The 22,615-nt window shown below is 73.1% G+C and carries 21 protein-coding genes; 8 read left to right on the top strand and 13 right to left on the bottom strand.

Annotated elements, in window-relative coordinates:
- Nucleotides 1-166: 166 nt before the first annotated feature.
- Nucleotides 167-760: an O-methyltransferase gene (locus HNR10_RS21005; RefSeq protein WP_179829865.1), complete on the top strand. Its 594-nt coding sequence runs from the start codon at nt 167-169 to the stop codon at nt 758-760.
- Between the two features lie 824 nt (nt 761-1,584).
- Here the strand turns inward: HNR10_RS21005 and HNR10_RS21000 are convergent.
- The 7 genes from HNR10_RS21000 to HNR10_RS20970 all read right to left on the bottom strand — a co-directional run bounded on the left by HNR10_RS21000 (nt 1,585) and on the right by HNR10_RS20970 (nt 7,919).
- Nucleotides 1,585-3,069, bottom strand: a complete 1,485-nt coding sequence (locus HNR10_RS21000) for a leucyl aminopeptidase (RefSeq protein ID WP_179826164.1) — start codon at nt 3,067-3,069, stop codon at nt 1,585-1,587.
- Nucleotides 3,070-3,166: 97 nt separating this feature from the next.
- Complete coding sequence (locus HNR10_RS20995) at nt 3,167-3,334, bottom strand: DUF3117 domain-containing protein (protein ID WP_017596980.1); 168 nt, start codon at nt 3,332-3,334, stop codon at nt 3,167-3,169.
- Nucleotides 3,335-3,632: 298 nt separating this feature from the next.
- Nucleotides 3,633-4,232, bottom strand: a complete 600-nt coding sequence (locus tag HNR10_RS20990) for a hypothetical protein (protein ID WP_179826163.1) — start codon at nt 4,230-4,232, stop codon at nt 3,633-3,635.
- Between the two features lie 140 nt (nt 4,233-4,372).
- Nucleotides 4,373-4,894 carry a hypothetical protein gene (locus HNR10_RS20985; protein ID WP_179826161.1) on the bottom strand — a complete coding sequence of 174 codons (522 nt, stop codon included), beginning with the start codon at nt 4,892-4,894 and terminating at the stop codon, nt 4,373-4,375.
- A 42-nt stretch (nt 4,895-4,936) separates the two neighbouring features.
- Complete coding sequence (locus HNR10_RS20980; protein ID WP_179826160.1) at nt 4,937-5,722, bottom strand: LOG family protein; 786 nt, start codon at nt 5,720-5,722, stop codon at nt 4,937-4,939.
- A gap of 127 nt (nt 5,723-5,849) precedes the next feature.
- A complete protein-coding gene (gene dapE / locus HNR10_RS20975; RefSeq protein ID WP_179829864.1) occupies nt 5,850-6,914 on the bottom strand; it encodes a succinyl-diaminopimelate desuccinylase in 1,065 nt (354 codons plus the stop codon).
- Nucleotides 6,915-7,082: 168 nt separating this feature from the next.
- On the bottom strand, nt 7,083-7,919 hold the full coding sequence (locus HNR10_RS20970) for a 2,3,4,5-tetrahydropyridine-2,6-dicarboxylate N-succinyltransferase (RefSeq protein ID WP_179826158.1): 837 nt from the start codon (nt 7,917-7,919) through the stop codon (nt 7,083-7,085).
- A 159-nt stretch (nt 7,920-8,078) separates the two neighbouring features.
- On the opposite strand from HNR10_RS20970, the gene HNR10_RS20965 reads away from it, so the two are divergent.
- Nucleotides 8,079-8,948, top strand: a complete 870-nt coding sequence (locus HNR10_RS20965) for a hypothetical protein (protein ID WP_179826156.1) — start codon at nt 8,079-8,081, stop codon at nt 8,946-8,948.
- 426 nt (nt 8,949-9,374) lie between these two features.
- Here HNR10_RS20965 and dapC read toward each other — a convergent pair whose 3' ends face one another.
- A complete protein-coding gene (dapC, locus tag HNR10_RS20960) occupies nt 9,375-10,493 on the bottom strand; it encodes a succinyldiaminopimelate transaminase (RefSeq protein WP_179826154.1) in 1,119 nt (372 codons plus the stop codon).
- A gap of 143 nt (nt 10,494-10,636) precedes the next feature.
- Nucleotides 10,637-10,957, bottom strand: a complete 321-nt coding sequence (gene fdxA / locus HNR10_RS20955; RefSeq protein ID WP_053615726.1) for a ferredoxin — start codon at nt 10,955-10,957, stop codon at nt 10,637-10,639.
- A gap of 181 nt (nt 10,958-11,138) precedes the next feature.
- On the opposite strand from fdxA, the gene HNR10_RS20950 reads away from it, so the two are divergent.
- Together HNR10_RS20950 and HNR10_RS20945 are read left to right on the top strand one after the other, a co-directional pair.
- Nucleotides 11,139-11,396, top strand: coding sequence for a putative acetyltransferase (locus HNR10_RS20950; RefSeq protein WP_179826152.1), 258 nt, complete (start codon nt 11,139-11,141; stop codon nt 11,394-11,396).
- Nucleotides 11,397-11,497: 101 nt separating this feature from the next.
- Nucleotides 11,498-12,859 (top strand): hypothetical protein, encoded by a 1,362-nt coding sequence (locus HNR10_RS20945; RefSeq protein WP_179829863.1) that lies wholly within the window; start codon nt 11,498-11,500, stop codon nt 12,857-12,859.
- A 17-nt stretch (nt 12,860-12,876) separates the two neighbouring features.
- Here the strand turns inward: HNR10_RS20945 and HNR10_RS20940 are convergent, their stop codons facing one another.
- Nucleotides 12,877-13,173: a DUF4287 domain-containing protein gene (locus HNR10_RS20940; protein ID WP_179826149.1), complete on the bottom strand. Its 297-nt coding sequence runs from the start codon at nt 13,171-13,173 to the stop codon at nt 12,877-12,879.
- 161 nt (nt 13,174-13,334) lie between these two features.
- Here HNR10_RS20940 and HNR10_RS20935 point away from each other — a divergent pair, with 161 nt between their 5' ends.
- From HNR10_RS20935 to HNR10_RS20925, 3 genes are all read left to right on the top strand, one after another.
- Complete coding sequence (locus tag HNR10_RS20935; RefSeq protein WP_218897913.1) at nt 13,335-15,101, top strand: sigma-70 family RNA polymerase sigma factor; 1,767 nt, start codon at nt 13,335-13,337, stop codon at nt 15,099-15,101.
- A gap of 154 nt (nt 15,102-15,255) precedes the next feature.
- Complete coding sequence (locus tag HNR10_RS20930) at nt 15,256-15,687, top strand: hypothetical protein (RefSeq protein ID WP_218897911.1); 432 nt, start codon at nt 15,256-15,258, stop codon at nt 15,685-15,687.
- Nucleotides 15,688-15,785: 98 nt separating this feature from the next.
- Entirely contained in the window at nt 15,786-16,880 is a 1,095-nt protein-coding gene (locus HNR10_RS20925) for a site-2 protease family protein (RefSeq protein ID WP_179826145.1), read from the top strand.
- A gap of 43 nt (nt 16,881-16,923) precedes the next feature.
- Here HNR10_RS20925 and HNR10_RS20920 read toward each other — a convergent pair whose 3' ends face one another.
- Together HNR10_RS20920 and mshB are read right to left on the bottom strand one after the other, a co-directional pair.
- On the bottom strand, nt 16,924-17,424 hold the full coding sequence (locus tag HNR10_RS20920) for a hypothetical protein (protein WP_179826143.1): 501 nt from the start codon (nt 17,422-17,424) through the stop codon (nt 16,924-16,926).
- 32 nt (nt 17,425-17,456) lie between these two features.
- Complete coding sequence (gene mshB, locus HNR10_RS20915) at nt 17,457-18,323, bottom strand: N-acetyl-1-D-myo-inositol-2-amino-2-deoxy-alpha-D-glucopyranoside deacetylase (RefSeq protein WP_179826141.1); 867 nt, start codon at nt 18,321-18,323, stop codon at nt 17,457-17,459.
- A 125-nt stretch (nt 18,324-18,448) separates the two neighbouring features.
- Here mshB and HNR10_RS20910 point away from each other — a divergent pair, with 125 nt between their 5' ends.
- Nucleotides 18,449-20,656, top strand: a complete 2,208-nt coding sequence (locus HNR10_RS20910) for a S9 family peptidase (RefSeq protein ID WP_179826139.1) — start codon at nt 18,449-18,451, stop codon at nt 20,654-20,656.
- Between the two features lie 72 nt (nt 20,657-20,728).
- Here the strand turns inward: HNR10_RS20910 and HNR10_RS20905 are convergent, their stop codons facing one another.
- Nucleotides 20,729-22,606, bottom strand: coding sequence for a serine/threonine-protein kinase (locus HNR10_RS20905; RefSeq protein WP_179826136.1), 1,878 nt, complete (start codon nt 22,604-22,606; stop codon nt 20,729-20,731).
- Nucleotides 22,607-22,615 lie beyond the last annotated feature (9 nt).

Raw genomic sequence — 22,615 nt, 5'->3', positions numbered from 1 at the left:
GACATGACCTGGTGGCGACCATCCTTGCACGATGAGTGACGTATCCCCGGTCAGCGTTCCCACCCATTCGTGACCACGGCAGTGGGAGGCCGTCATCGCCAGTCCAGATGAGAGCGCGGCCCAGATCACCTGGGTGCGCGAGCAGGCCAGGTTCGAGCAGGACGCGATGGAGGACGGCCCCCTGGCCGACGCCTACGACGCGGGCGTGCGCTCGGCGACCGCCCCGGTCGACGCCGCCACGGGAGCGGCCCTGCGGTTCCTGGCCGCGGCGATCGGCGCCCGCGCGGTGGTCGAGGTCGGCACGGGATGCGGCACCTCGGGGATCTGGCTGCTGCGGGGCATGGCCACCGACGGCATCCTGACCACCGTCGACACGCGCGCCGAGTTCCAGGAGTACGCCCGCACCGCCTTCTCGCGCGCCGGGTTCGGCGCCGGTCGGGCGCGGCTCATCCGGGGCTCGGCCCTGGAGATGCTGCCGCGGCTGACCGACGGCGGCTACGACATGGTGTTCGTGGACGCCGACCCCGAGTCGGCGCCGCACTACCTGAGCGAGGCCCGCCGGCTGCTGCGCCCGGGCGGCGTGGTCGTGTTCAACGACGCCACACCCGTCCCGTCCGAGCCGGACGGCCCCCTGCGGGTCCCCGACCCCGCCGAGACCGCCGTGCGCGAGGTGATCCAGCAGGTCCGCGAGGACGAGTCGCTCATCCCGCTGCTGCTGCCCATCGGCCAGGGCCTTCTCGCTGTGATTCGGGGCGCTTGACGCCGGGTCCTTCGTCGTCGCTACTGCCTGGCTCGTTCCTCGCCGGCGGCAGAGACTCCTCCTGCAGGCACCGGCGCGCCCCTCACCCGTGCTTTCTTTGGGCCTCCGCTCGTTCCTCGCTTTGGCCCGATCAACCCCCCTGTGGTCCCCACACCTGTAGAGGCTTCAACCCCCACGGACCCACCGAGCAGGGACGCCCTACGTCCACCTCCCAGTGGTCACCGTGAGCGGAACCGGTCACACCCAACCCCCAGGGGCACGCAGGCCGACGTGTGCACGCCCCGCCCCCCGTGCCTCAGGATCAGGGGGTTGAACCCGCACGACACGACCCACATCCGCCCGAGGGGGTGAAAGGCAGGCCATCCAGCCAGGCAGTACGCAGGGGGTTGGAGTTGCTCGACACGGCCTACGTCCACCCGAGGGGGTGAAAGGTAGGCCGTCGCGCTTCGGGGACCGCTGGGGGGTTCGCGAGGGGCGCGCCAGTGTTCTGCAGGAGGAGACGGGGCCGCAGCGAGCGTGCGAGCAAGGCAAGTCGACGACGAAGAACACTGGCCTCCCAGCGCCCAGCGTCCGAGCCTGCGAGGGCGCCGGAGAGTACGGCGAGGGCGCCGACGCGTCCTGGAGGGCCTGGAGGTGCACTCCCGAGGAACGAGGGAATGCACCGGAAGGACCGAAGGGCGCGTCTTCCGGGCGCACGAGCACGGGCCAAAGCGAAGCGGAGGCCCCAAAAAAGCACAGGCGGAGGGCGCCGACGCGTCCTGGAGTGGCTGGAGGTGTGTCCGTGAGGAACGAGCGGACACACCGGAAGGCGCGAAGGGCGCGTCTTAAAGGCGCCCGACCCAGCGCAGCAGGGTTCGGGTGGAGAAGGCGGTCCCGCCCTTGCTGAGCAGGCCGTCCTCCTTCATGGAGCGGCCGGGACCGGCGATGTCGAGGTGGGCCCAGGGCACGTCGCCGACGAACTCGCGCAGGAAGAGCGCGGCGTCCGTGGCGCCGGCCGGGCCGAACTCCTTGCGGGTGCCGATGTTGGCCAGGTCCGCGACCCGCGAGCGCGTCGTCTCGACGTAGTCCTCGGTGAGCGGCATCCGCCACAGCGGCTCGGCGGAGTCGGTGCCGGCGCGCTCGATCTCCGCGGCGACCGTGTCGTCGGTGCTGTACAGGGCGCCGATGCCGGTGCCGAGGGCGACCTTGGCCGCGCCGGTCAGGGTCGCCACGTCCACGATCACGTCCGGACCGAGCTCGGCGACGGCGTAGCCCAGGGCGTCGGCGAGGACCAGCCGCCCCTCGGCGTCGGTGTTGAGGACCTCGACGGTCCTGCCGCTGTAGGTGGTCAGCACGTCGCCGACCCGGGTGGCGTCGCCGGAGAAGGCGTTCTCCGCCAGCGGCAGCAGGCCGGTGACCCGCACGCCCGCGCCGACCGCGCGCAGCGCCGAGAGCACGGCGAGCACGATCGCCGAGCCGCTCATGTCGGTCTTCATGAGCTTCATGTTGTCGTTGGGCTTGAGGGAGAGCCCGCCGGTGTCGAACGTGATGCCCTTGCCGACCAGCACCACGTGGGCGGTCGGGTTCTCCGGCGTGTAGTCGAGCTGCACCAGCCGCGGGGGCCGCGCGGAGCCCTGGCCCACCGCGAGGATCGCGCCGAAACCGGCCTCGGCCAGCTCGTCCTCGTCCCACACGCGCACGTCGAGACCGGAGTCGGCGGCCACCTCGCGGGCGCGCCGGGCCATCCACTCGGGGTCCTTGGTCAGGGAGGGGGTGTTGATCAGGTCCCTGGCCAGGGCGGTGGCCGAGGCCAGCTCGCCGCCGCGGGCGAGGGCGTCGGCCAGCTCGGCGGCACCCACGACCTGGATGGTCGCCGCGGGGCGCTTGGCCCTGGGCGTCTCGCCGGTCTTGAGCGTGAAGGTGTACGAGGCCAGCAGCACACCTTCGGCGAAGGCCACGGCGGCCGCTTCCCCCGTCCCGGGCCAGGCCAGGGCCACGGTCTCGGAGCCGCGCGCGAACCGGGACAGGGCGGCGCCGACCTTCCGGAGGTCGTCGGGCGAACCCGAGCCGACCCCCAGAAGCGCCAGCCGTACCAGGCCGCGGTCCCGGACCACCGGGAACTGGGCCAGCTCACCGGCCTTGCCGGTCAGCGAGTAGTGCGTGAACAGATCGCGGAGCGCGGCAGGGAGCACCTGTGTCAGTCCGCCGTCGGCGACCCCGTCGACCTCCGTGGGCCCGTCGTCCCCCGCGAGCACGGGGAGGACCAGCAGGTCCGCGGTGGAATCGGCGAGGTTACCCGCTACAGGGTGGATCTGCGTGGCGAATGGCACAGGCCGCTCACAATCGTTCACTCTTCGGGAGGTGGTCTACCTCGGGGGTCGTCAGGGCGTTCCGGCCCTTGGTGGGGGACGGTATCGGTACCGGCCGCTAGCCGACGACGCCCTTCAGCGCGTCCCGGAGCTCGACCGCCTCGTCTGGTGTCAGCTCGACGACCAGGCGTCCGCCGCCCTCCAGCGGGACTCGCATGATGATGCCGCGACCCTCCTTGGTGACCTCCATCGGCCCGTCGCTGGTCCTCGGCTTCATCGCCGCCATGCCATTCCCCTTTCTTGGTGTTCCTCGCGGGTGACCGAGTCACAGCACCGGCGCAGGTCAGCTGAGTCGTCTCGGCTCGGAAAACCGTGGCAGGCTCCGTGTGAGTCGTGTCCGTGTGACGTGAGGGACGTGAATCACCCTTCGACCATTATCTCGGAAGGTTGACCCCTGCGTGTGCGCGAGGCGACGGCCGGGCCGTCGCCTCGAACGCTCTCCTGCGAGGAATCGTTGGTCAGTCAGCTTATATCGGTACCGACCGAAACCCGTTCGGTGCGGGAGGGCCCGCGCGGGCCGGCGATCACTCCAGCAGGCCCGTGGAGATCATCCTGGTGCCCTCGCGGGTCACCGACGACCACTCGGCCGCCAGGCCGCCGCCGTCGGGCGACACGGTCAGTTCGGCCTCGTCGACACACCGGTCCTGCGGATCCGCGGTCTCGGTGTAGGTGTACACCAGCCGGTCGCCCTCGGCGGCCGTCTGCTCCAGCGTCCCCGAGCACGCGAACGTCGTCCAGGCGGTGCTGCCGCGCTCGGCTCCGTCCTCGATGCGCACCTCGGCGTGCCAGTCGGCGACGTAGTCGCCCTCGGTGTCGACCTGGACCATCTCACCGGACCAGGAGCCGACGAACGCGTCCAGGTGCGTCCGCCCGGCTTCGGCGACGTCCTCCTGGTCGTCGGCGGCGGTGAGGGTCAGCGCGGCGGCGATCCCGCCCGCGAGCGCCAGGACGGCGACCACGACGGCGGACACCACGACCACCTGGCGGCGACGGCGGCCGCTGTGCCGGGTCGATCTCGGCGGCGGCCACAGGGACAGCTGCGTCACGGGTGAGGCCGGCGTGGGAGTGGGGGTGGTACCGCTCTCGTCCCCGGAACCCGATTCCAGTTCGGCTGCTGTGTCCATCCTCGCCATCCTCACGACGATCCACCCGCTCCGGCGGAACGGGGGCAACGCATGTACAGCGAACGAGAATAGGGCACGCGCACCCGGGGAAACCCGCCCTGGCGACGCCTACAGTGTGATGCGTGACATACCCGGCGGCGTCAGGCCTGCTCGCGGGACTCGCCCGCGGCCTCCCGCGGTTCCGGATCCGACGCCGCCCCCGACCGCGGGGCGGCCTCCGCGGCGGACCCGGCAGCGGGCTCGGACGCGGCACGGGGCTGTGCGGCGGCACCGGGCTCGGAGGCACGCCGCTCCGGCGCGTACGCGTCCCCCGGAAGCCGGGTGCCGCGGTCGGGGCCCGTCCCCTCGGGGACGTAGGAGGGCTCCAGGCGGGAGAGGCGCCATTCCAGGTCCTGGATCCGCTCCTCCCGGGCGCGCAGCGTCGCGGCGAGCCGGACCAGCAGCTCGTCCACCGCACGCACGTGGTAGCCCCACATGGACAGGGGCAGCACCAGGCGGTTCAGGTCTGGTGCCGTGACCGCGCCGTCCTCGGGCAGGTCCAGCGGGGGGTAGTCGGCCTCGACGCGGGCGAGCCGCCCGCCCTTGCCGAGCACGACGTAGACCACGCCGACGAGCACGGCCAGGGCGGCCAGGGCAACCAGGATCATGATGAAGACAGGCACGGTCCGATCGTGCCACACGCCTCCCCCGCCCCGGCCCCCTCCTTACTGCTGGGGCCCCGGCGCCCGCCGCGCGGCCTCGCTCTGCTGTTGGGCGATGTCCAGGTGGGACTTGCGGATGATGTCGACGACCTCGTCGGGGTCGTCGGTCATCTGCAGCAGGTCCATGTCACCGGGATTGATCAGCTTGTTCTCCAGCAGGCTGGACTCGATCCACTCGCGGAGCCCGGCCCAGAACGACCGGCCGACCAGCACCACGGGGAACCGGGTGACCTTGTTGGTCTGGACGAGGGTGATGGCCTCGAAGAGTTCGTCCAGCGTTCCGAAGCCGCCGGGCAGCACGACGAACGCCTGCGCGTACTTCACGAACATCGTCTTGCGCACGAAGAAGTAGCGGAAGGTCATGCCCACGTCGATGTAGGGGTTGAGGGACTGCTCGAACGGCAGCTCGATCCCCAGCCCGACGGACATCCCGCCCGCGCCCTGGGCCCCCTTGTTCGCGGCCTCCATCATGCCCGGGCCACCGCCGGTGATGGTCGCGTACCCGGCCTCGGCGAGCTTGGCGCCCATGGCGACACCGAGGTCGTAGTACTCCGTACCGGGCTTGATGCGCGCCGAACCGAACACGCTCACCGCCGACGGCAGCTCCGAGAGCAGGCCGAAGCCCTCGACGAACTCCGACTGGATCCGCAGCACCCGCCAGGGGTCGGTGTGCACCCAGTCGCTCGGACCGCGGGCGTCGAGGAGGCGCTGGTCGGTGGTGGTGTTGGGGACGGCACGGCCGCGGTAGGTGAGAGGGCCGACGTGCCTGTACTGCTCTTCTTCCGTCATGCCCGTCAACCTATCCGCGCCCGCCGCACTCACACCTGAACCGCACATGACACGCCGGTGGCCACATGCGGCCCGTTCGAGGTCAGCGGGCGCCCGGACGCCGGTCGGAGGGCGCTCCGCGGGACGTTCAGCGGGCGCCGGTCAGCCAGGCGACCATGCGCTCCTCGGCCTCGCGGATCGGCGCGATCTCGGCGTACTCGTCCCTGGTGTGCGCCAGCGTCGGGTCGCCGGGGCCGTAGTTGACGGCGGGCACGCCCAGCTCGGAGAAGCGGGACACGTCGGTCCAGCCGAGCTTGGCCCGGGCCTTCCCCTCCCCCACCGCGGTGACGAACGCCGCCGCCGACGGGTCGTCCAGGCCGGGGCGGGCGGCGGCGGAGGCGTCCACGACGCGTACCTCGAAGCCGTCGAAGACCTCGCGCAGGTGCTTCTCCGCCTCGGCCAGTGACAGGTCCGGGGCGAAGCGGTAGTTGACCGTCACGACGCACTCGTCGGGGATGACGTTGCCCGCCACCCCGCCCTCGATGAACACCGCGTTGAGGCCCTCGTGGAAGCGCAGCCCCTCCACTTCGGGCTCGCGGGGCGCGTAGGCGCGCAGCACGTCCAGGATCGCCCCGGCACCGTGGATGGCGTTCTCCCCCATCCACGAGCGGGCGCTGTGCGAACGCTTGCCCCTGGCCACGACCTCCACGCGCATGGTGCCCTGGCAGCCGCCCTCGATGACGCCGTCGGTGGGCTCCATCAGGATGGCGAAGTCGCCGGCGAGCCACTCGGGGTGGTTGCGGGCCAGGCGCAGGAGGCCGTTGCGGGAGGCGTCGACCTCTTCGTTGTCGTAGAAGACGTAGGTGACGTCGTGCACGGGCTCGGGGACCAGGGCGGCGAGCTTGAGCTGGACGGCCACACCGGCCTTCATGTCGCTCGTGCCGCAGCCGTACAGGCGGCCGTCGGCCACGTGCGAGGGCACGTTGTCCGCGATGGGGACGGTGTCGATGTGCCCGGCCACCACCACGCGCCGGGGGCGGCCGAGGTCGGTCCGGGCGACCACGGCGTCGCCGTCCCGGCTCACGCTGAGGTGGTCCAGGCCGGAGAGGGCGTCCTCGACCGCGTCAGCCAGGATCTTCTCGTCACCGCTCTCGGAGCGGATGTCGACGATGGCGGCGGTCAGATCGGCCGCGTCCGAGGTCAGGTCCAACATGGTCTCTCCGGTCAGGTCGTCGTCCACCGCGCGGCAGGTCCGCCCCTGGCCGGGGACGTACCTCTACGTATCGATACGCACCTGCACCACGCGTGTGATCACCACCCTAGACACGAAAGGGGCGCCCCTCGTACTCGAAGGACGCCCCGAAGCACACGCGGGACCGGATCAGGCGTTGACGCCGTGCTCGCGCAGCAGGTCGTTCAGGGCCAGCTTGTCGTGCTCCTCGCCCTCCTGGAGGCGCTTGAGCACCAGCAGCACCGGCATGCCGAACTCGCCGCCGGGGAAGCTCTTGGCGCGGTTGGCGGTGACGCACACCGACCAGGCCGGGGCCTCGCCGCGCTTGAGCTCCTCGCCGGTCTCCGCGTCGAACACGCGCGTGGACGAGGTGAGGATCGTGCCCGCGCCCAGCTTGGCGCCGGTGCGCACGCGGGCGCCCTCGACGACCATGCTCCGCGAGCCCAGGAAGGCGTCGTCCTCGATGATGACCGGGGAGGCCTGCGGGGGCTCCAGGACGCCGCCGACGCCGACGCCGCCGGACAGGTGGACGTTCTCGCCGACCTGCGCGCAGGAGCCGACGGTGGCCCAGGTGTCGACCATCGTGCCGGAGCCGACATAGGCGCCGATGTTGGTGAAGGACGGCATGAGCACGACGCCCGGGGCGAGGTAGGAGCCCCAGCGGGCGATCGCGCCGGCGACGACGCGGACACCGTCGAAACGGGTCTTCAGCGGCATGCGGTCGTGGTGGTAGAAGTCGCCGACGTGCGACTCCTTCATGTCCAGGACCTTGAAGCCGAGCAGGATGGAGCGCTTGGCGCGCTCGTCGACCACGACGGCGTCCGTGGTGGGGTCGACGAAGGCCACACGGGCCTTGCCCTCGTCGATCTGGTCGATGGCGCCGGTGATGACGGCGCGCGCCTCGGAGTGGTCGGGTGTCAGCGTGGAGCGCTGCTCCCAGAGTTCGTCGATCTGGTCGGGCAGCGGACTTGTGTACGAGCTGGTCATGTGCACCCACGTTAGCCGGTTCCGGCGAGTGTGACGCCGCCGCCCTGGATCGGTCCGGCGCGCCGACTACAATGCGGGCCGTGGCGCGTGAGCGCCCGCGCCGACGGAGCCAGCCTCCCGTGGCGCGACCCCACCTGTTGCCTAGCCGATGGTACGCCCGTGCCCAGTAAACGCCGAAGGATCTCCGCTTTCGTGAAGATCCTGTTGTCCCTGACCCTCGCATGCGGCGTGATCGTCGCGGGGGCCTACTACGTGCTGACCACCATCGAGCCCATCGACTCCGAGCCCGAGGTCGAGCCCGGCTGCCGCCTGGAGCTGTCCGACGGCAAGTACGACATGGAGGTCGCCCAGGCGGTGAACGCCGCCACGGTCGGAGGCGTCGCCTTCAGCCGCAACCTGCCGGAGGAGGCGGTGACCGTGGCCTACGCGACCGTCTGGCAGGAGTCGACCTTCTACAACCTGGAGTACGGCGACCGCGACTCGCTGGGCCTGTTCCAGCAGCGCCCCTCCCAGGAGTGGGGGGAGCCGGACCAGATCCTCGACCCGGTGGCCTCCAGCGCCTCGTTCTACGACGAGCTCACCGAAGTCCAGGGCTGGCAGGAGCTGCCGGTCTACGAGGCCGCGCAGGCGGTCCAGCGCAGCGCCGACGGGTTCGCCTACGACCAGCACGAAGGGCTGTCCGAGCGGATGGCCGAGGTGTTCACCGGTGCCCGCGGACCGGCCGTGACCTGCTGGTTCGATTCCGAGGGCCTGTCCGCGATGCGGGAGGCCGGTTCGGACACCGAGGACGCGCACGCCGAGATGGCCCGCGTGTTCGGCACCGACCCCACGGCCCTGCCCGAGGTGCAGGGCCACGAGACCGGCGACCTCGGCTGGGCCATGGCCATCTGGGCCGTCGCCCACGCCGACGAGTACGGGCTGCACACCGTCACCTACGACGGTCAGCGCTGGCACGCCTCCGACGGAGGACCGGACACGGCGCAGTGGACCGAGGCACCCGAGACCGACGGCCGCCTCCTCCTGAAGTAGGCGGGAGGGCGCCGGGGTCCACGGACCCCGGCGCCCCCGAGCCGTCCCGCTCACGCTCACCCGGGGGAGATACGGCCCGGGGGCGACCCGAGCGGCAAGCCGGTCAAAGCGACCAAGGGTAAGGGCAGCCGTCCCGCTCACAGTGGCCCAAGGGGGTTGATCGGGCCAAAGCGAGCAGGGGTAAGGCCCAGCGGTCCCGCCCACGGCGACCACAGGGGGTCTGTCCGGGCCAAAGCGAGCGGGAGGTCGAGCGGGGGTAAGGGGCAGCGGTCCCGCCCACGGTGACCACAGGGGGTTGATCGGGCCAAAGCGAGGGACGAGCGGAGGCCCAAAGCAAGCACTGCGAGGGCGCCGACGCGTCCTGGAGGGCCTGGAGGTGCGCTCCCGAGGAACGAGGGAGCGCACCGGAAGGCGCGAAGGGCGCGTCTAAAGGGCGCCCGAGCCCAACCGCCCCACCACCGCCTCCACGCGCTCGTCGGTGGCCGTGAAGGCCACCCGGACGTGTCCGGCGCCGGCGGCGCCGTAGAACTCGCCGGGGGCGACCAGGATGCCGCGCTCGGCGAGTTCGGCGACCGCGCCCCAGGCGTCGTGGTCGGGGTGGCTCGCCCACAGGTACAGGCCGGCCTCGGAGTGTTCGATGCGCCAGCCCGCGCCCTCGAAGGCGGCCCGCAGGCGGGCGCGCCGGGCGCGGTAGCGCTCCTTCTGCTCCGCCGCGTGGGAGTCGTCGTCCAGCGCGGCGCGCATGGCGGCCTGGACCGGGGCGGGGACGATCATGCCCGCGTGCTTGCGCACGTCCAGCAGCTCGCCGACCAGGGCGGGGTCGCCCGCCACGAAGGCGGCGCGGTAGCCCGCGAGGTTGGAGCGCTTGGACAGCGAGTGCAGGGCGAGCAGGTTGTCGTGGGATCCGCCGCACACGTCGGGGTGCAGGATCGACAGCGGCTCGGTTCCGTCCCAGCCGAGGTCGAGGTAGCACTCGTCGGAGGCCACGATCGCGCCGCGCTCGCGGGCCCACTCCACGACCTTGCGCAGGTGGGCGGCGCCCAGGACGCGCCCGGTCGGGTTGCTGGGCGAGTTGACCCACACCAGCTCGACGGGCGCCGGTCCCAGGGAGGCGAGGCCGTCGGCGGGGACGGGGGTCGCCCCGGCCAGCCGGGCGCCGACGTCGTAGGTGGGGTAGGCGAGTTCGGGGTGGACGACGGTGTGGCCGGCGCTCAGCCCGAGCAGGGTCGGCAGCCAGGCCACCAGTTCCTTGGAGCCCACGGTGGGCAGGACGGCGCCCTCGGCGACGCCGACCCCGTGGCGGCGCTCCAGCCACGCGGAGATCGACGACCGCAGCTCGGCGGTGCCCCACGTGAGCGGGTAGCCGGGGGTGTCCGAGGACTCCGCCAGGGCGCTCTGGACGGACGCGGGCACCGGGTCGACGGGAGTGCCCACCGACAGGTTGACGATCCCGTCGGGGTGCGCGGCCGCGGTCGCCTTGTACGGCGCCAGCCGGTCCCAGGGGAAGGTGGGGAGCCGGTCGGTCACGGGTCGCCGGTCTGCCATCGGTGCACACTCCAGTGTCGGTTGCTCACGACAAGCGTCGCGCCGACCCCCGCCCGGGGGTCGGCGCGACGTGTCACGTTCTGGCGTCCGCGCGTCCGCGCACCCTCTGCGCCAGTGGGGTGGGGAGCCGGACGTTCCGCTCGCTACTCGGCCTGCGGCGGGAGCTTGGCGATGAGCGGGTGGTCGCGGTCGATCTTGCCGACCTTCGAGGCGCCGCCCGGCGAACCCAGGTCGTCGAAGAAGTCGACGTTGGCCTTGTAGTAGTCCGACCACTGCTCGGGCAGGTCGTCCTCGTAGTAGATGGCCTCGACCGGGCAGACCGGCTCGCACGCACCGCAGTCGACGCACTCGTCCGGGTGGATGTACAGCATCCGGTCGCCCTCGTAGATGCAGTCCACGGGGCACTCGTCAATGCACGCCTTGTCCAGCACATCGACGCAGGGCTGCGCGATGACGTAGGTCACGTCGTACTCCTTGTCTCACCCCCGCTGTCCACGGGGGAGGCGGGGACCTTCAGGGCCTCGGGACGGAGCGGCGTGCGGGCGCCGTCCGCGCTGCTCCGGGCTCTGCAAGCAAATGGCACAGATGTCGTCCTCCTAGTATGGCGTCGAAGAACTGCCAGCGCACAATCGGGGGTCCGGTTCCATGCACATGAGGGGACGGCTCGTCCATCGCATCGTCCCGGACGACGTCGGACAGCGCGTGTCGGTCCGGATCCGCCTCCCCGAGGGCGGCTTCACCGATATCGTCGGGGTCGTGGAGTCCTGGGCGGACCACGTCCTCACCCTGCGGCGCCGCGACGGGTCGTCGGTGGAGGTCGCCGAGTCCGACATCGCCGCGAGCCGCGTCGTTCCCCCCGTCCCCCCGCGGCGGCGTGGCGGACGGCCGCCCGAGACCCCCTGAGAGCTCATGTCGTGCCTGAACACAGGCATTTTTCGGCCCGTCCGGGGTAAGAGTCGGCTCAGCCACAGCTCGATTCCCCTCAGGAGGTGGTGAGCGCCATCATGCGCGAAGCCGTCGCGTCCGCCCTCGCCGAGCTGGCGCGCAGGGACGAGCGGTCCGCCGGTATGGCCCGGCTCGCACTGGACGCGTTGGCGCCCGGTCAGGAACTGGAACGGATCGACCAGCACGCCGTCCAGCGGTTCTGCTGGTTCGAGCTGCCCGTGCGGTTCCAGGGTTCGGCGCAGGACCAGCGGCTCGCCGCCCGCTCGCTGAGCCAGCTCTTCGACCTCCTCCAGCTGCACCGCTACGCACAGATCTGCAAGTCGCCCGAGACGACGACCGTCCTGACCGTCTACGCGCGCGACCACGACGCGGGTCTGGCGATGTTCGAGCGGCTGATGTGGGAGTCCGGGGTGGAGCCCCCGGACCTGCCCGAGCTGACGTGGGGAACGGCGGTCGGCGACGCCGAGATCCTGGCGCGGCGCGAGACCGCGGCCGCGCTGGAGCTGGCGATCTCGCTGGGCGACGTGCGGCCGGGCAAGCTCGGCTGGCGCCCGGCCCAGGAGCGGTTCACCCGGTCGTTCCTGACCCGCCCCGACCGCCAGGGGCTGAGCCACCTGGACCGCGTCCGCGAGGAGCGCGTCCGTGCCTGGCTGGGCTCGTCCGCGCACCCGCACCGGGAGCGCCTGTGGCCGCTGGTCGGGGAGATCATCGCCGGGGCGGACGCGCCGCGCTCGGCCGAGCGGGCGATGGCGCCGTTGCAAAGGCTGCTGGACCTGGCGGCGGACGGGATCGCGCTCACCCAGATCGGCTACATCGCCCCCAACGTGGTGCGGCAGATGTGCGCCGACTTCGGGTGGCGGACCTCGCCCGACCCGCCGCGCAGCGAGACCGACGCCACCCAGCTCATCTCCCTGCACCAGGTGCTGCGCTCCATGCGCGCGGTGCGCCGGTCGGGCCGCAGGCTGGTCCTGACCCGGCGCGGGCGCCAGCTGCGGGAGGACCCCGAGGCGCTGTGGCGGGCCGCCACCCGGTCGCTGTGCCGGACCGGAGGCGTGGAGCAGGCGGCCGCGGAGACCTTCCTGGGCCTGCTGCTCACGCGCTCGCCGCAGGGGGCCGGGTCGCACGCCCGGCGGGGCGAGTCCGACGTGGCCGCGGCCGAGCGCACGCTCACCGAGTACGGGTGGGTCCCGGCGGAGCCGCCGGTGGCGGCGGGCCGGCACGCGGCCGCGCACCGCCGGACCGCCGACGCGGCCTCGGACCAGCTGCGCGCGATGGTGATGGCGGTGGGCTGGCTGCTGGAGACGCTGGGGCTGCTCACCGAGGACGACGGGGACGGGCACCGCGAACTGACCGGCCCGGGCCGGGCGTTCGCGATCGCGTGCCTGCACCAGTCCGCCGTGGCGCCCCGGGCCGTCGTCTAGGAGCGGCCGGCCCCGGCCTACGCGGGGGCCGGACGGGTCGCCTTTCCGTCGAGCCAGAGCTCGGTGGACTCGTCGCGGTGGGAGCCGTCGGTGCCCACGTGCTTCGCGCTGATCCGCGGACCCTTCTTGATGACGTGGACCAGCGCCATCGCGTGCCCGCGTCCGAGACCGTAGTCGTCGGCCAGCCACCGCACGATCGTGCCCGCCTTGACGGAGGGGTCGTCGTAGCCCCGCTCCTTGGCCAGGTCCACGAGCGCACGCGGAACGAGTCCGGTCTTGTCCTCGATGGTGTCGAGGTAGGCCTGGAACGACATGGGGGTCCTCTTTTCCTTGGGTCGGATCCCCATACTGCGGCCCGCCTGTGACATTTTCGGCGCGGCGCCGCCGCGTAGGGTGGGGCGATTCGTTATCCGCGGCCGCCGGTCTCCGTCTCCCGTGCGACAGGTATGCCGGAGGACATGAGGAGGCGGAGCCCGTGGAGCGAGTGGACACGGCCGAGCGGACGTCGGACGCGGCGGCGCACGCGCTCGTGGCGGCGGCCCGGGACGGTGACCGGCGGGCCCTGGACGCGCTGGTCGCGGAGTACCTGCCGCTGATCTACAACATCGTCGGCCGGGCTCTGGACGGGCACGCCGACGTCGACGACGTCGTACAGGAGACCCTGGTCCGCGCGGTGCGGGGGATCAGGAAGCTGCGCCGCCCCGAGGACTTCCGGTCCTGGCTGGTGGCGATCGCGATGCGCCAGATCACCGACCGGGGGCGGGCCAGGCAGCGCGCGTTCGCTCGCGGCGCCGGGACCGGGCCCGACGACGCCGAGGACCTGGCCGATCCGGGCGGCGACTTCACCGACCTCACCATCATGCGGCTGGCGCTGACCGGTCAGCGGCGGGAGACCGCGCGGGCCACGCGCTGGCTGGACCCGGACGACCGGCGGCTGCTGTCGCTCTGGTGGCTGGAGGCGATGGGCGAGCTCACCAGGGACGAGCTGGCCGCCGCGCTACGGCTGTCCAACGCGCACGCGGCGGTGCGGGTGCAGCGGGTGAAGGCGCAGCTGACGGCGGCGCGCGCCGTGGTGCGGGCGCTGGCCCACGATCCGCGCTGCCCCGGGCTGGCGGATCTGGCGCGGCGGTGGGACGGCGTCCCCTCGCCGCTGTGGCGCAAGCGGTTCGCGCGGCACACGCGCGACTGCCGGACCTGCCACACCGGGTTCGCCGACCAGGTACCCGCGGAGCGGTTGCTGGCACCGCTGTCCCTGGTCCCCGTGCCCGCGGGCCTCGCCGGATCACTGCTGGCCGACCCGACCGGCCCGCTGGCCGCCGTGCTCGCCGCCGGGGCCGCCAGGGCCGGGTGGTGGCCGGGGTTCGGGGCGGCCGTGGCGGCCAAGCCGCTGGTCGCGGGCTCCCTGGCGGCGACCGTCGCGGGATCGGCGCTGGTGACCGGGATCGTGGTGTACGAGGAGCCGCGACCGGCGCCGCCGAGTGCGGCGGCGACGGCCCCGGAGCAGGAGGTGCCCGCCGTTCGCGAAGCGCCGGCGGGACCGGTGGAGCCGCCGGAGGCGTCGGAGTCCGCGGAACCGACGCCGGAGCCGGAGGCGGTGGAGTACGGCTCGGTGGTCTCCGGCCCCGAGGAGCTGCCCGCCAACGAGCCGCCCGGTGACTGGCCGCGGCGCCCCGAGGGGGAGCGTGTGCGGGTGGTCGCCGGTGTCTACGAGGACCACGGCGGCTTCGTCCAGATGGTGCACCGGGACGAGCACGTCGTCCTGTCCGGCCAGGGCTATGTCCGCGTCCGCTATCAGCTCGCCTTCTGGGACCGGCCCGGGTCCATGGTCATGCCGACGTGGACGGGTCTGGAGGGACGGCTGTTCCACGTGGCCTCCGGCGGCGGGCGCCGCATGGACGAGCCCCAGTCCGCCGACCATCCGGACTCGACCGGGATGGGCAGCCCGGAGGAGGGCTACATCCACCTGCCGGAGGGGGCGCGCCAGATCTGGCAGAACGAGTTCTTCTACCTCGACGGCACGGTCACGCTGACCCACCACGAGCGCGGCGCCTCCTACGGGCTCGCCGTGGCCGCGATGACGTGGGACGGGGTGAACGACGACGTGTCCACGGGGCCGGAGGACGGGAGCCTGCGCTACGGGGACGTCCACGACACGGGGGACGACGCGGCCCCGGTGCCGCAGTACCTCACCCGCGAGGAGACCTCCGACCCCGCCGCGGTCCCCCAGGAGCCCGAACTCTAGGGAGTGTCCGACGGACCCGGCGTTTCCGGCCGGCTCTCCGGCCGGCTCGCTAGGCTGTGTCGCCATGGAGCACACCCTCACCCACGAGGCCGACGCCTTTCTCAATTTCCGGTCCTACGAGTTCCGGAGTCCGACGGCGCATGCCTACAGGTGGGTGAGCATCAAGCATCTGCGGCTCCCCGCGGGGCCCGTCGGCGACAGAGACCTGCTCGCGGCACTCATCGGGCACGAACAGTTCCGGGACGCCTACGCGGGCGCAGGAGTGCATCCGGACGAGACCAGACACGGCTCGTACTGGCTGAGCCTGGTCACCCCCGACGTCTACGAGACCGTCAGCCGGGAGAAGAGCGCGCACGTCCTCCGGGAGTGGGTGAACCAGTACGGGGACGTGCCCGCCGACCTGGCGGCGGAGCTGGAGCGGGAAGTGTTCGACCGTGTGCGCCGGGCCGACCACGTCTTCTACCTGAACGGGCTCGGGGAGGAGGCCTTCCACGACTGGGGCGGTGTTCACGACCAGTTCCACGAGTTCGTCATCACCGATCGCTCGACCGGACGGATCACACTCCTCGTCGCGACCGACGACTGAGCCGACGGGCGGCTCGGCTCAGAAAGCGACCCGCTGCGGTCGGGTGCGCACCAGGGCCTACTCTGGAGCGCGAACGACCCGCGACCAGCAGGAGCACCATGCCCACGCCCGAGCCGCCGCACAAGGCGGAGCCGACCGACGCCGCCGAGCCAGCCCCGGACCAGGCGCGCGGCGTCGATCCGTGGGAGAAGATGCCCGAGGACGCGCTGAACGTGCCGAGCCGCGGCGGCTTCGGCGGCGCGGAGGAGCCGTCCGCCGAGGGGCGGACGCGAACCGCCGGGGAGGGCGAGGACGGCGCGGACGCCGTGGACGGCGGGACCGCCGTGGACGGCGCGGACGGCGGGACCGCTGAGGACTCGGAGGCGGGCCCCGGGGCCGAGACGCCCGGGCGCGCCCCCGGCTGGGCGGACTTCCTGCCCAGCCCGGTGTTCGTGCTGCTGCTGGGCCTGGCCGGGTTCGCCGGATGGCTGTCCTGGCGCGCGGTCGAGATGGACTGGGCCGCGGAGGGCACCACCGTCACGCCGCTGATCCCGCCGCTGCTCATCCTGCTGGGCTGGATCGTCTCCGTCGCGGTGCACGAGTTCGCGCACGCGCTCGCCGCCCACCTGGCCGGGGACCGCTCGCTGCGCGGCGGCGGCTACCTCCGGTTCAACCCCTTCGCCTACCGCGAGGCCTTCGCGGGGCTGGTCCTGCCGGTGCTCTACCTCGGGCTCGGCGCGTTCGGCGTGACGGGTCCGCCGACCTACGTCGACTGGGACCGGATCCGCACGCCCGGCCGCCGCGTCGCGGTCGCGCTCGCCGGTCCGCTGGCGAGTCTCCTGCTCGCGGCCGTGTTCGCGGCGACCGTGTCGATCCTGGTCCCGCCGGGCAACGACACCACGAACTGGGCGATCGCCGCGCTGGCGTTCCTGTGCTTCGCGAACCTGACCGCCGCCCTGGTGAACCTGCTCCCGGTGCCCGGGCTCGACGGGTTCGAGGTGCTGGCCGCGTTCCTCGGCGACCGCCGCTGGATCGGCACCGCCCGGACCAACGCGCTGTTCGGCTCCGTCGCCGTCTTCGCGGTGCTCTGGTTCCCGGTCGTCAACCAGTGGTTCTTCGGCCTGCTGTACTCGCTGCTGGAGTGGATCCTGCCCAACCCGGCCGTCTCCGGCATGATCTTCCACGGCCAGCTGCTGCTGCGGTTCTGGGGCTGATCCCGCCCCCGGGGACGCGCGACCGGCCCCGTCCCGGCCACCGCTACCGCGCGGGCGACGGGCGGCTCGGAAGCCGGCTCAGGCCGCTGTGCACCACACCGATCACGAGCGCCAGCATGGTGCCGAAGAGGTACCCGTAGTGCATGAGGTGGCCGGTGATGACGACGTCACCGCCGGGGAGGTAGGCGACCAGCACCACGAGCGTGGCCAGGTAGCCGGCGGCGAACGCCAGCGCGGCCGACTGCCGCCGGCTCCCCCAGGCCACCAGGCGGCAGGCGCCGTAGAGCAGCGCCACGAAGGCGAGCAGCCCGGCCCCCGCCAGCACCTGCGGAATCGCGCCGGCGTCCCAGTAGCGGGTGAGCCATCCCGCCCCGAACGAGCCCACCAGGCCCGTCGTGGCGCCGAGCGGCAGCAGAACGGCGCACGTGAGCCCGGTCAGAGCCCCGGACAGAGGCCCCGACGGACGGGCGGCGGCCGCGGGCGGCGCGGACCCCGCCGTGCCCGGGCCGATCCCGTCCCGTCCGTGCCCGTCCCCGGAACCCACGGGGCCTCCCGCAGCACCGCTCACCGGGCGGCTCACAGGCCCGCGAAGAGGTCGGTCTCGTACTCACCCGGGTGGACGCGCGGCGTCGGACCCATGAGCAGGGTGTAGTACTCGACGGCGTCGATCTCCTGGGCGATGCCGTTGGACAGCGCGAACCGCTCACCGTCCACGGAGATCTGTGTCGCGTGGGCGCGCATCGCCAGGGTCTTGGCGGCCCAGTGGTCGGTGGCGTCCACCCGCGTGGTCACCAGCCCGTCCGGGGTGCCGCGCGCGATGTCGGAGACCCGCTCGGGCGGTGTGAACGGACCGGACTCCTCGGCCATGCGCTCGATGACCGCCTCGATCCGCGACACCGGTTGGGCGATCGCGTAGAGCTTGCGGACCTGCCAGGGCGTTCCGGGCATCGCGCGTTCGGCGGCCTTGACGCAGCCGCGGCGGGTGACCCGGTGCGCCTGGACGTGGTCGGGGTGGCCGTAGCCGCCGTGCTCGTCGTAGCTGACCACCACGTGCGGTCGGACCTCGCGGATGAGCTCGGCCAGCAGCCGGGCGGCCTCCTCCGGATCGGCGCCCCAGAACGCCCGGGGGTGGTCGTTGGCCGGCCCGCCCATCATCCCGGAGTCCCGGTAGTGGCCGGCGCCGCCGAGGAAGCGGTGGTCGCGCACCCCCAGCGCGACACAGGCCTTGTCCAGCTCGCCGACGCGGTGCTCGCCGAGGGTGTCGTCGCGGTCGGCGGCCAGGTGCGCGAGGTCGTCGGGGATGACCTCGCCCTCCTCGCCCCGGGTGCAGGTCACCAGGGTGACCCCCGCCCCCTCGGCCGCGTACTTCGCCAGCGTGGCACCGGTGACGATGCTCTCGTCGTCGGGGTGCGCGTGCACCATCATGAGTCGCCTGTCCATCACCTAGCGAACAATACCGGCCACAAGGGCGTGTTCGGCGGATACTCACCCCTGTGCGCGGCACCCGCCGCCCCCGCCCGCCGTGGCCGCGCGCACCGGTCACCGCCGATCTGGGCCACAATCGGGCCATGAGCTTTCCTCGCCAACTCGCCCGAACCCGCCGCTTCACCACCGGTGTGCCACGCGCCTTCCAGATCTCCCCGGACGGCGCACGCGTCGCCTTCCTCCGGGGACGCGACGGCGTCGACACCGCCACCTGCCTGTGGGTCCACGACGCCGAACGCGGCACGGACGCGGTCCTGGCCGACCCCCACACGCTGGGCGCCGACGACGAGAACCTGCCGCCCGAGGAGCGCGCCCGCCGGGAGCGGCTGCGCGAGAGCGGCGGCGGCATCGTGTCCTACTCCGTGGACGAGGCGTTCACCCGCGCGGTGTTCACGCTGTCGGGACGGCTGTTCTACGTCGACCTGGTGGGCGACGACACCGACCCGCGCGAGCTGCCCGCCACCACACCGGTGGTCGACCCCCGCGTCTCCCCCCGCGGCGACCACGTCGCCTACGTCAGCGGCGGCGCGCTGCGCGTCATCGACATCGCGGGCGCCGAGGACGACCACGGCGACCGGGTCCTGGCCCAGGACGACGACGAGCACGTGACGTGGGGCCTGGCAGACTTCGTCGCCGCCGAGGAGATGGACCGGATCCGCGGGTTCTGGTGGGCGCCGGACGGCTCGGCGGTGCTGGCCACACGGGTCGACGAGTCGGCGGTCCTGCGCTGGTACGTGGACGACCCGGCCAGCCCGGAGCAGGAGCCGACCGCGCTGCGCTACCCGGCCGCGGGCACGGACAACCCGGCCGTGCGCCTGGCGGTCCTGCCGGTGGCGTCCTCCGCCGCGCACCGGAAGGAGGGGCCGCCCGCCCCTGTGTGGGTGGAGTGGGACCACGAGGCGCTGCCCTACCTGCCCACGGCCGGATGGACCACGGGCCCGGACGGCAACCCGACGATCGTGTTCACCGGGCAGAGCCGCGACCAGCGGACCCTCACCCTGTTCAGCGCCGACCCGGCCACCGGACTGGTGGCCGAGGTGCGCACGGACACCGACGACGTGTGGGTGGAGATCATGCCGGGCGTGCCGGCCCACACCTCCGGCGGCGCCCTGGTGTGGATCGCGCGCGACACCGAGGGCGGCACGCGCCGGGTGTACGCGGACGGGCGGGCCGTCAGCCCCGCCGACGTGTACGTGCGCGGCGTGGTGGACGTGGACGGCGACCGGATCCTGTACTCCGGGTCGCCCGCGGGGCGGCCCGGCGACGTGTCCCTGTGGCTGGTGGACCTGGGCACGGGGCTGTCGGCGCCGGTGGAGCTGCCCGGCCACGGCCGCTCACAGCCCACGGACGCCGTGGCGCACAGCGGCCTGCGGTCGGGGCGGCTGCGGGGCGACACGATGGTGGTGCAGCACCGGTCGATGGAGTTCACGGGTGTGCGCACGCTGGTGCTGCGCAACGCGAGCACGGAGACCCGGCGGGAGGTGACCGAGATCGCCGGCCTGGCCGAGGCCCCGGACCTGCCGGACCCGCGGGTGACCACGTGGCGCGCCGGCGCGCGGGAGATCCCCTGCGCGCTGGTGCTGCCGTCGTGGTACCAGGAGGGCGGGCGCCCCCTGCCGGTGCTGATGGCGCCCTACGGCGGCCCGCACGCGCAGCGGGTGCTCAACGCGCGCGGCGCGTACCTGAGCGCGCAGTGGTTCGCCGAGCAGGGGTTCGCGGTGCTCATCGCCGACGGCCGGGGCACCCCCGGCGTGGGCGTGGAGTGGGAGCAGTCCGTGCACCTGGACCTGGCCGCCCCGGTGCTGGAGGACCAGGTGGACGCGCTGCGGGACGCGGCGGAGCGGTTCGACTGCCTGGACACCTCGCGGGTGGGCATCCACGGCTGGTCGTTCGGCGGCTACCTGGCCGCGCTGGCGGTGCTGCGCCGCCCGGACGTCTTCCACGCCGCGGTGGCGGGCGCGCCGGTGATCGACTGGCGCCTGTACGACACCCACTACACCGAGCGCTACCTGGGCACCCCCGAGGGCGAGCCGGAGGCCTACGGCCGCAGTTCGCTGCTGGAGGACGCGGGCAAGCTGGAGCGCCCGCTGATGATGATCCACGGGCTGTCCGACGACAACGTGGTGTTCGCGCACACGCAGCGGATGTCCTCGGCCCTGCTGGCGGCCGGGAAGCCGCACACCGTGCTGCCGCTGTCGGGGGTGACGCACTCGCCGTCGGACCCGGTGGTGGCGGAGAACCTGCTGCTGTTGCAGGTGCGGTTCCTCAAGGACGGCCTGAAGGGCGAGTAGGAGCGTGTGGGGACGGCCGGTGCCGGGCGCGGGGAGCGCGCCCGGCACCGGTGGGTCGGTGGTTCGGGCGGATCAGAAGCCGGGCGGGCCCGGCTGGATCTCGGACTCGTCGGGGACCTCGATGTCCACGTCCTCGTTGAAGCCGAGGTAGACCGTGGTGTTCGTGTAGGGCTGCGGCCCGTAGCCGGAGTCGGGCTCGAAGTAGGCGGTGAACAGCAGGGGGTACCCCTCCTCGTCGGTCCACAGGTCGAAGGTGTGATCGACCATCCCCACGCTCTCGGCGTGGCCGAAGAACACCTCCTTGCTGTAGGTGCCGGTGTAGTGGTGCCCGTTGATCCCGGTCAGTGCCTCCGCGCCGCCCATCTCCTCCGGCGGGTACCGGAGGGTCACCGGCACCTCGCTCGTCCCGAGGTACTCGACCCCGCCCTCGGCCTCCGCCGCCAGGTCGAGGTCGTCCACCAGCCGGTCGCGGTAGGCGTGCTCGGTCATGGCGGGGTCCGCGCCGGGGTAGCGGTAGTACGGGCCCGCCACCGGCTCTCCGGTCAGGCGGCTGATGGTCCGGAAGACCGTGTCGTCCAACCCCTCGCCGAGGTACATGACCTGCGATGTCCCCGGCCCGCCCGGCGAGGACTGGAGGTAGACGGGTTGCGGGTCCTCCTCGTACCAGTAGAGCTGGTAGGTCTCCGACCCGTCGCCGCCGCCGGTCGACGCACCGGTGTAGGCCTCGAAGCTGGTGGCGTCCAGGGCGAGCTGCCGCGCCTGCGCGACACGGGCCGGCCCGTCCTCCACCGTCACCTCGTCACTGCCCGAACCGTCCGTGGCGGCGCCGTCGGCATCCGTCCCCGCGGCCGACGGGTCGTCCGTGCCGGGGATCGACGGGTCCACGACCAGCCAGACCGCCACCAGGGCGGCGACCAGGACGGCGGCCGTGGCGGCGACCGCCACGACCGGCCCCCTGCGGGTCCGGCGCACCCGGCGGGGTTCGGGGGCCGAGATCCCGCGCCACTCGGTCGCGAGCAGCTCGGGCACGATCTGTGTGGGTGGAACCGGCGCCGGCGGGGAGGGCTGGGCGTGCGGCGCCCTCTGGACACGCGTCGCGCTCCACCGCGAGGTGAGTTCGTCGAGGGCCTGGTCGGCGGTGGGCCGCCGGGCCGGGTCCTTGTCCATCGCGCGGCGCACCAGGTCCAGCAGCTCCGGCGGCACGCCGTCCAGGTCGGGTTCCTCCCGGCGGGTGCGGTGCACGAGCGCATCGGCGGCTCCGGTGCCGAAGGGGTTGCGGCCGGTGGCGGCGAAGGCGACCATGCCGCCCCAGGCGAACATGTCCGAGCGGTCCGTGGCCTCGACGCCCTCGAACAGCTCCGGCGCCGCCCAGCCGGGCGTGCCGACCAGCCCGCCCGTCCTGGTCAGGGCCGTGCCGTCGACCGTGCGCGCGATGCCGAAGTCCAGCACCTTGGGGCCGGTCGGCGACATGATGACGTTGCCGGGCTTGAGGTCGCGGTGCACCACACCGGCCGCGTGGATGGCGGACAGCCCCTCCGCCAGACCGACCGCCAGCGCGAGGAGCACGCCGCCGGTGAGGACGCCGTTCGCGCGCACGTGGCCGCGCAGCGGCAGGCCCCGCACGTACTCGGTGGCCAGCCACGGGGTTCCCGCACTCACGTCGGCGTCGTAGAAGGCCGCCGTGCAGGTCCCCCGGACCCGGGAGACCAGGTCCACCTCCCGGGCGAAGCGGGCCAGGAACTCGGGGTCGGCGGCGAACTGCGGGTGGATCACCTTGACCGCGGCGCAGCCGCCCGCCTCGTCCACCCCCGCGTAGACCGCGCCCATACCGCCCGCGCCGATCCGGCCGACGACGCTGTAGCGGCCCAACGACGCGGGGTCCTCCCGGCCCGGCGGGTCGATGCCCGGCGGCAGGTGGTCTCTGTCGAACGGGGGGCGTGTGGGGGTCACCTGGATCCT

It is taken from the genome of Nocardiopsis aegyptia, from assembly GCF_013410755.1.
GTDB lineage: Bacteria > Actinomycetota > Actinomycetes > Streptosporangiales > Streptosporangiaceae > Nocardiopsis > Nocardiopsis aegyptia.
The sequence above is the reverse complement of the archived record's forward strand: the minus strand, read 5'-3'. Positions and strand labels throughout refer to the sequence as shown.

Excerpts from the sequence above, each read along its gene's own strand:
- HNR10_RS21005 (WP_179829865.1), top strand. The coding sequence starts at position 167 with ATGGAGGACGGCCCCCTGGCCGACGCCTACGACGCGGGCGTGCGCTCG.
- HNR10_RS20995 (WP_017596980.1), bottom strand. The coding sequence starts at position 3,334 with ATGGCGGCGATGAAGCCGAGGACCAGCGACGGGCCGATGGAGGTCACC.
- HNR10_RS20990 (WP_179826163.1), bottom strand. The coding sequence starts at position 4,232 with ATGGACACAGCAGCCGAACTGGAATCGGGTTCCGGGGACGAGAGCGGT.
- HNR10_RS20980 (WP_179826160.1), bottom strand. The coding sequence starts at position 5,722 with ATGACGGAAGAAGAGCAGTACAGGCACGTCGGCCCTCTCACCTACCGC.
- dapE (WP_179829864.1), bottom strand. The coding sequence starts at position 6,914 with ATGTTGGACCTGACCTCGGACGCGGCCGATCTGACCGCCGCCATCGTC.
- HNR10_RS20970 (WP_179826158.1), bottom strand. The coding sequence starts at position 7,919 with ATGACCAGCTCGTACACAAGTCCGCTGCCCGACCAGATCGACGAACTC.
- dapC (WP_179826154.1), bottom strand. The coding sequence starts at position 10,493 with ATGGCAGACCGGCGACCCGTGACCGACCGGCTCCCCACCTTCCCCTGG.
- HNR10_RS20950 (WP_179826152.1), top strand. The coding sequence starts at position 11,139 with ATGCACATGAGGGGACGGCTCGTCCATCGCATCGTCCCGGACGACGTC.
- HNR10_RS20945 (WP_179829863.1), top strand. The coding sequence starts at position 11,498 with ATGCGCGAAGCCGTCGCGTCCGCCCTCGCCGAGCTGGCGCGCAGGGAC.
- HNR10_RS20940 (WP_179826149.1), bottom strand. The coding sequence starts at position 13,173 with ATGTCGTTCCAGGCCTACCTCGACACCATCGAGGACAAGACCGGACTC.
- HNR10_RS20925 (WP_179826145.1), top strand. The coding sequence starts at position 15,786 with ATGCCCACGCCCGAGCCGCCGCACAAGGCGGAGCCGACCGACGCCGCC.
- HNR10_RS20910 (WP_179826139.1), top strand. The coding sequence starts at position 18,449 with ATGAGCTTTCCTCGCCAACTCGCCCGAACCCGCCGCTTCACCACCGGT.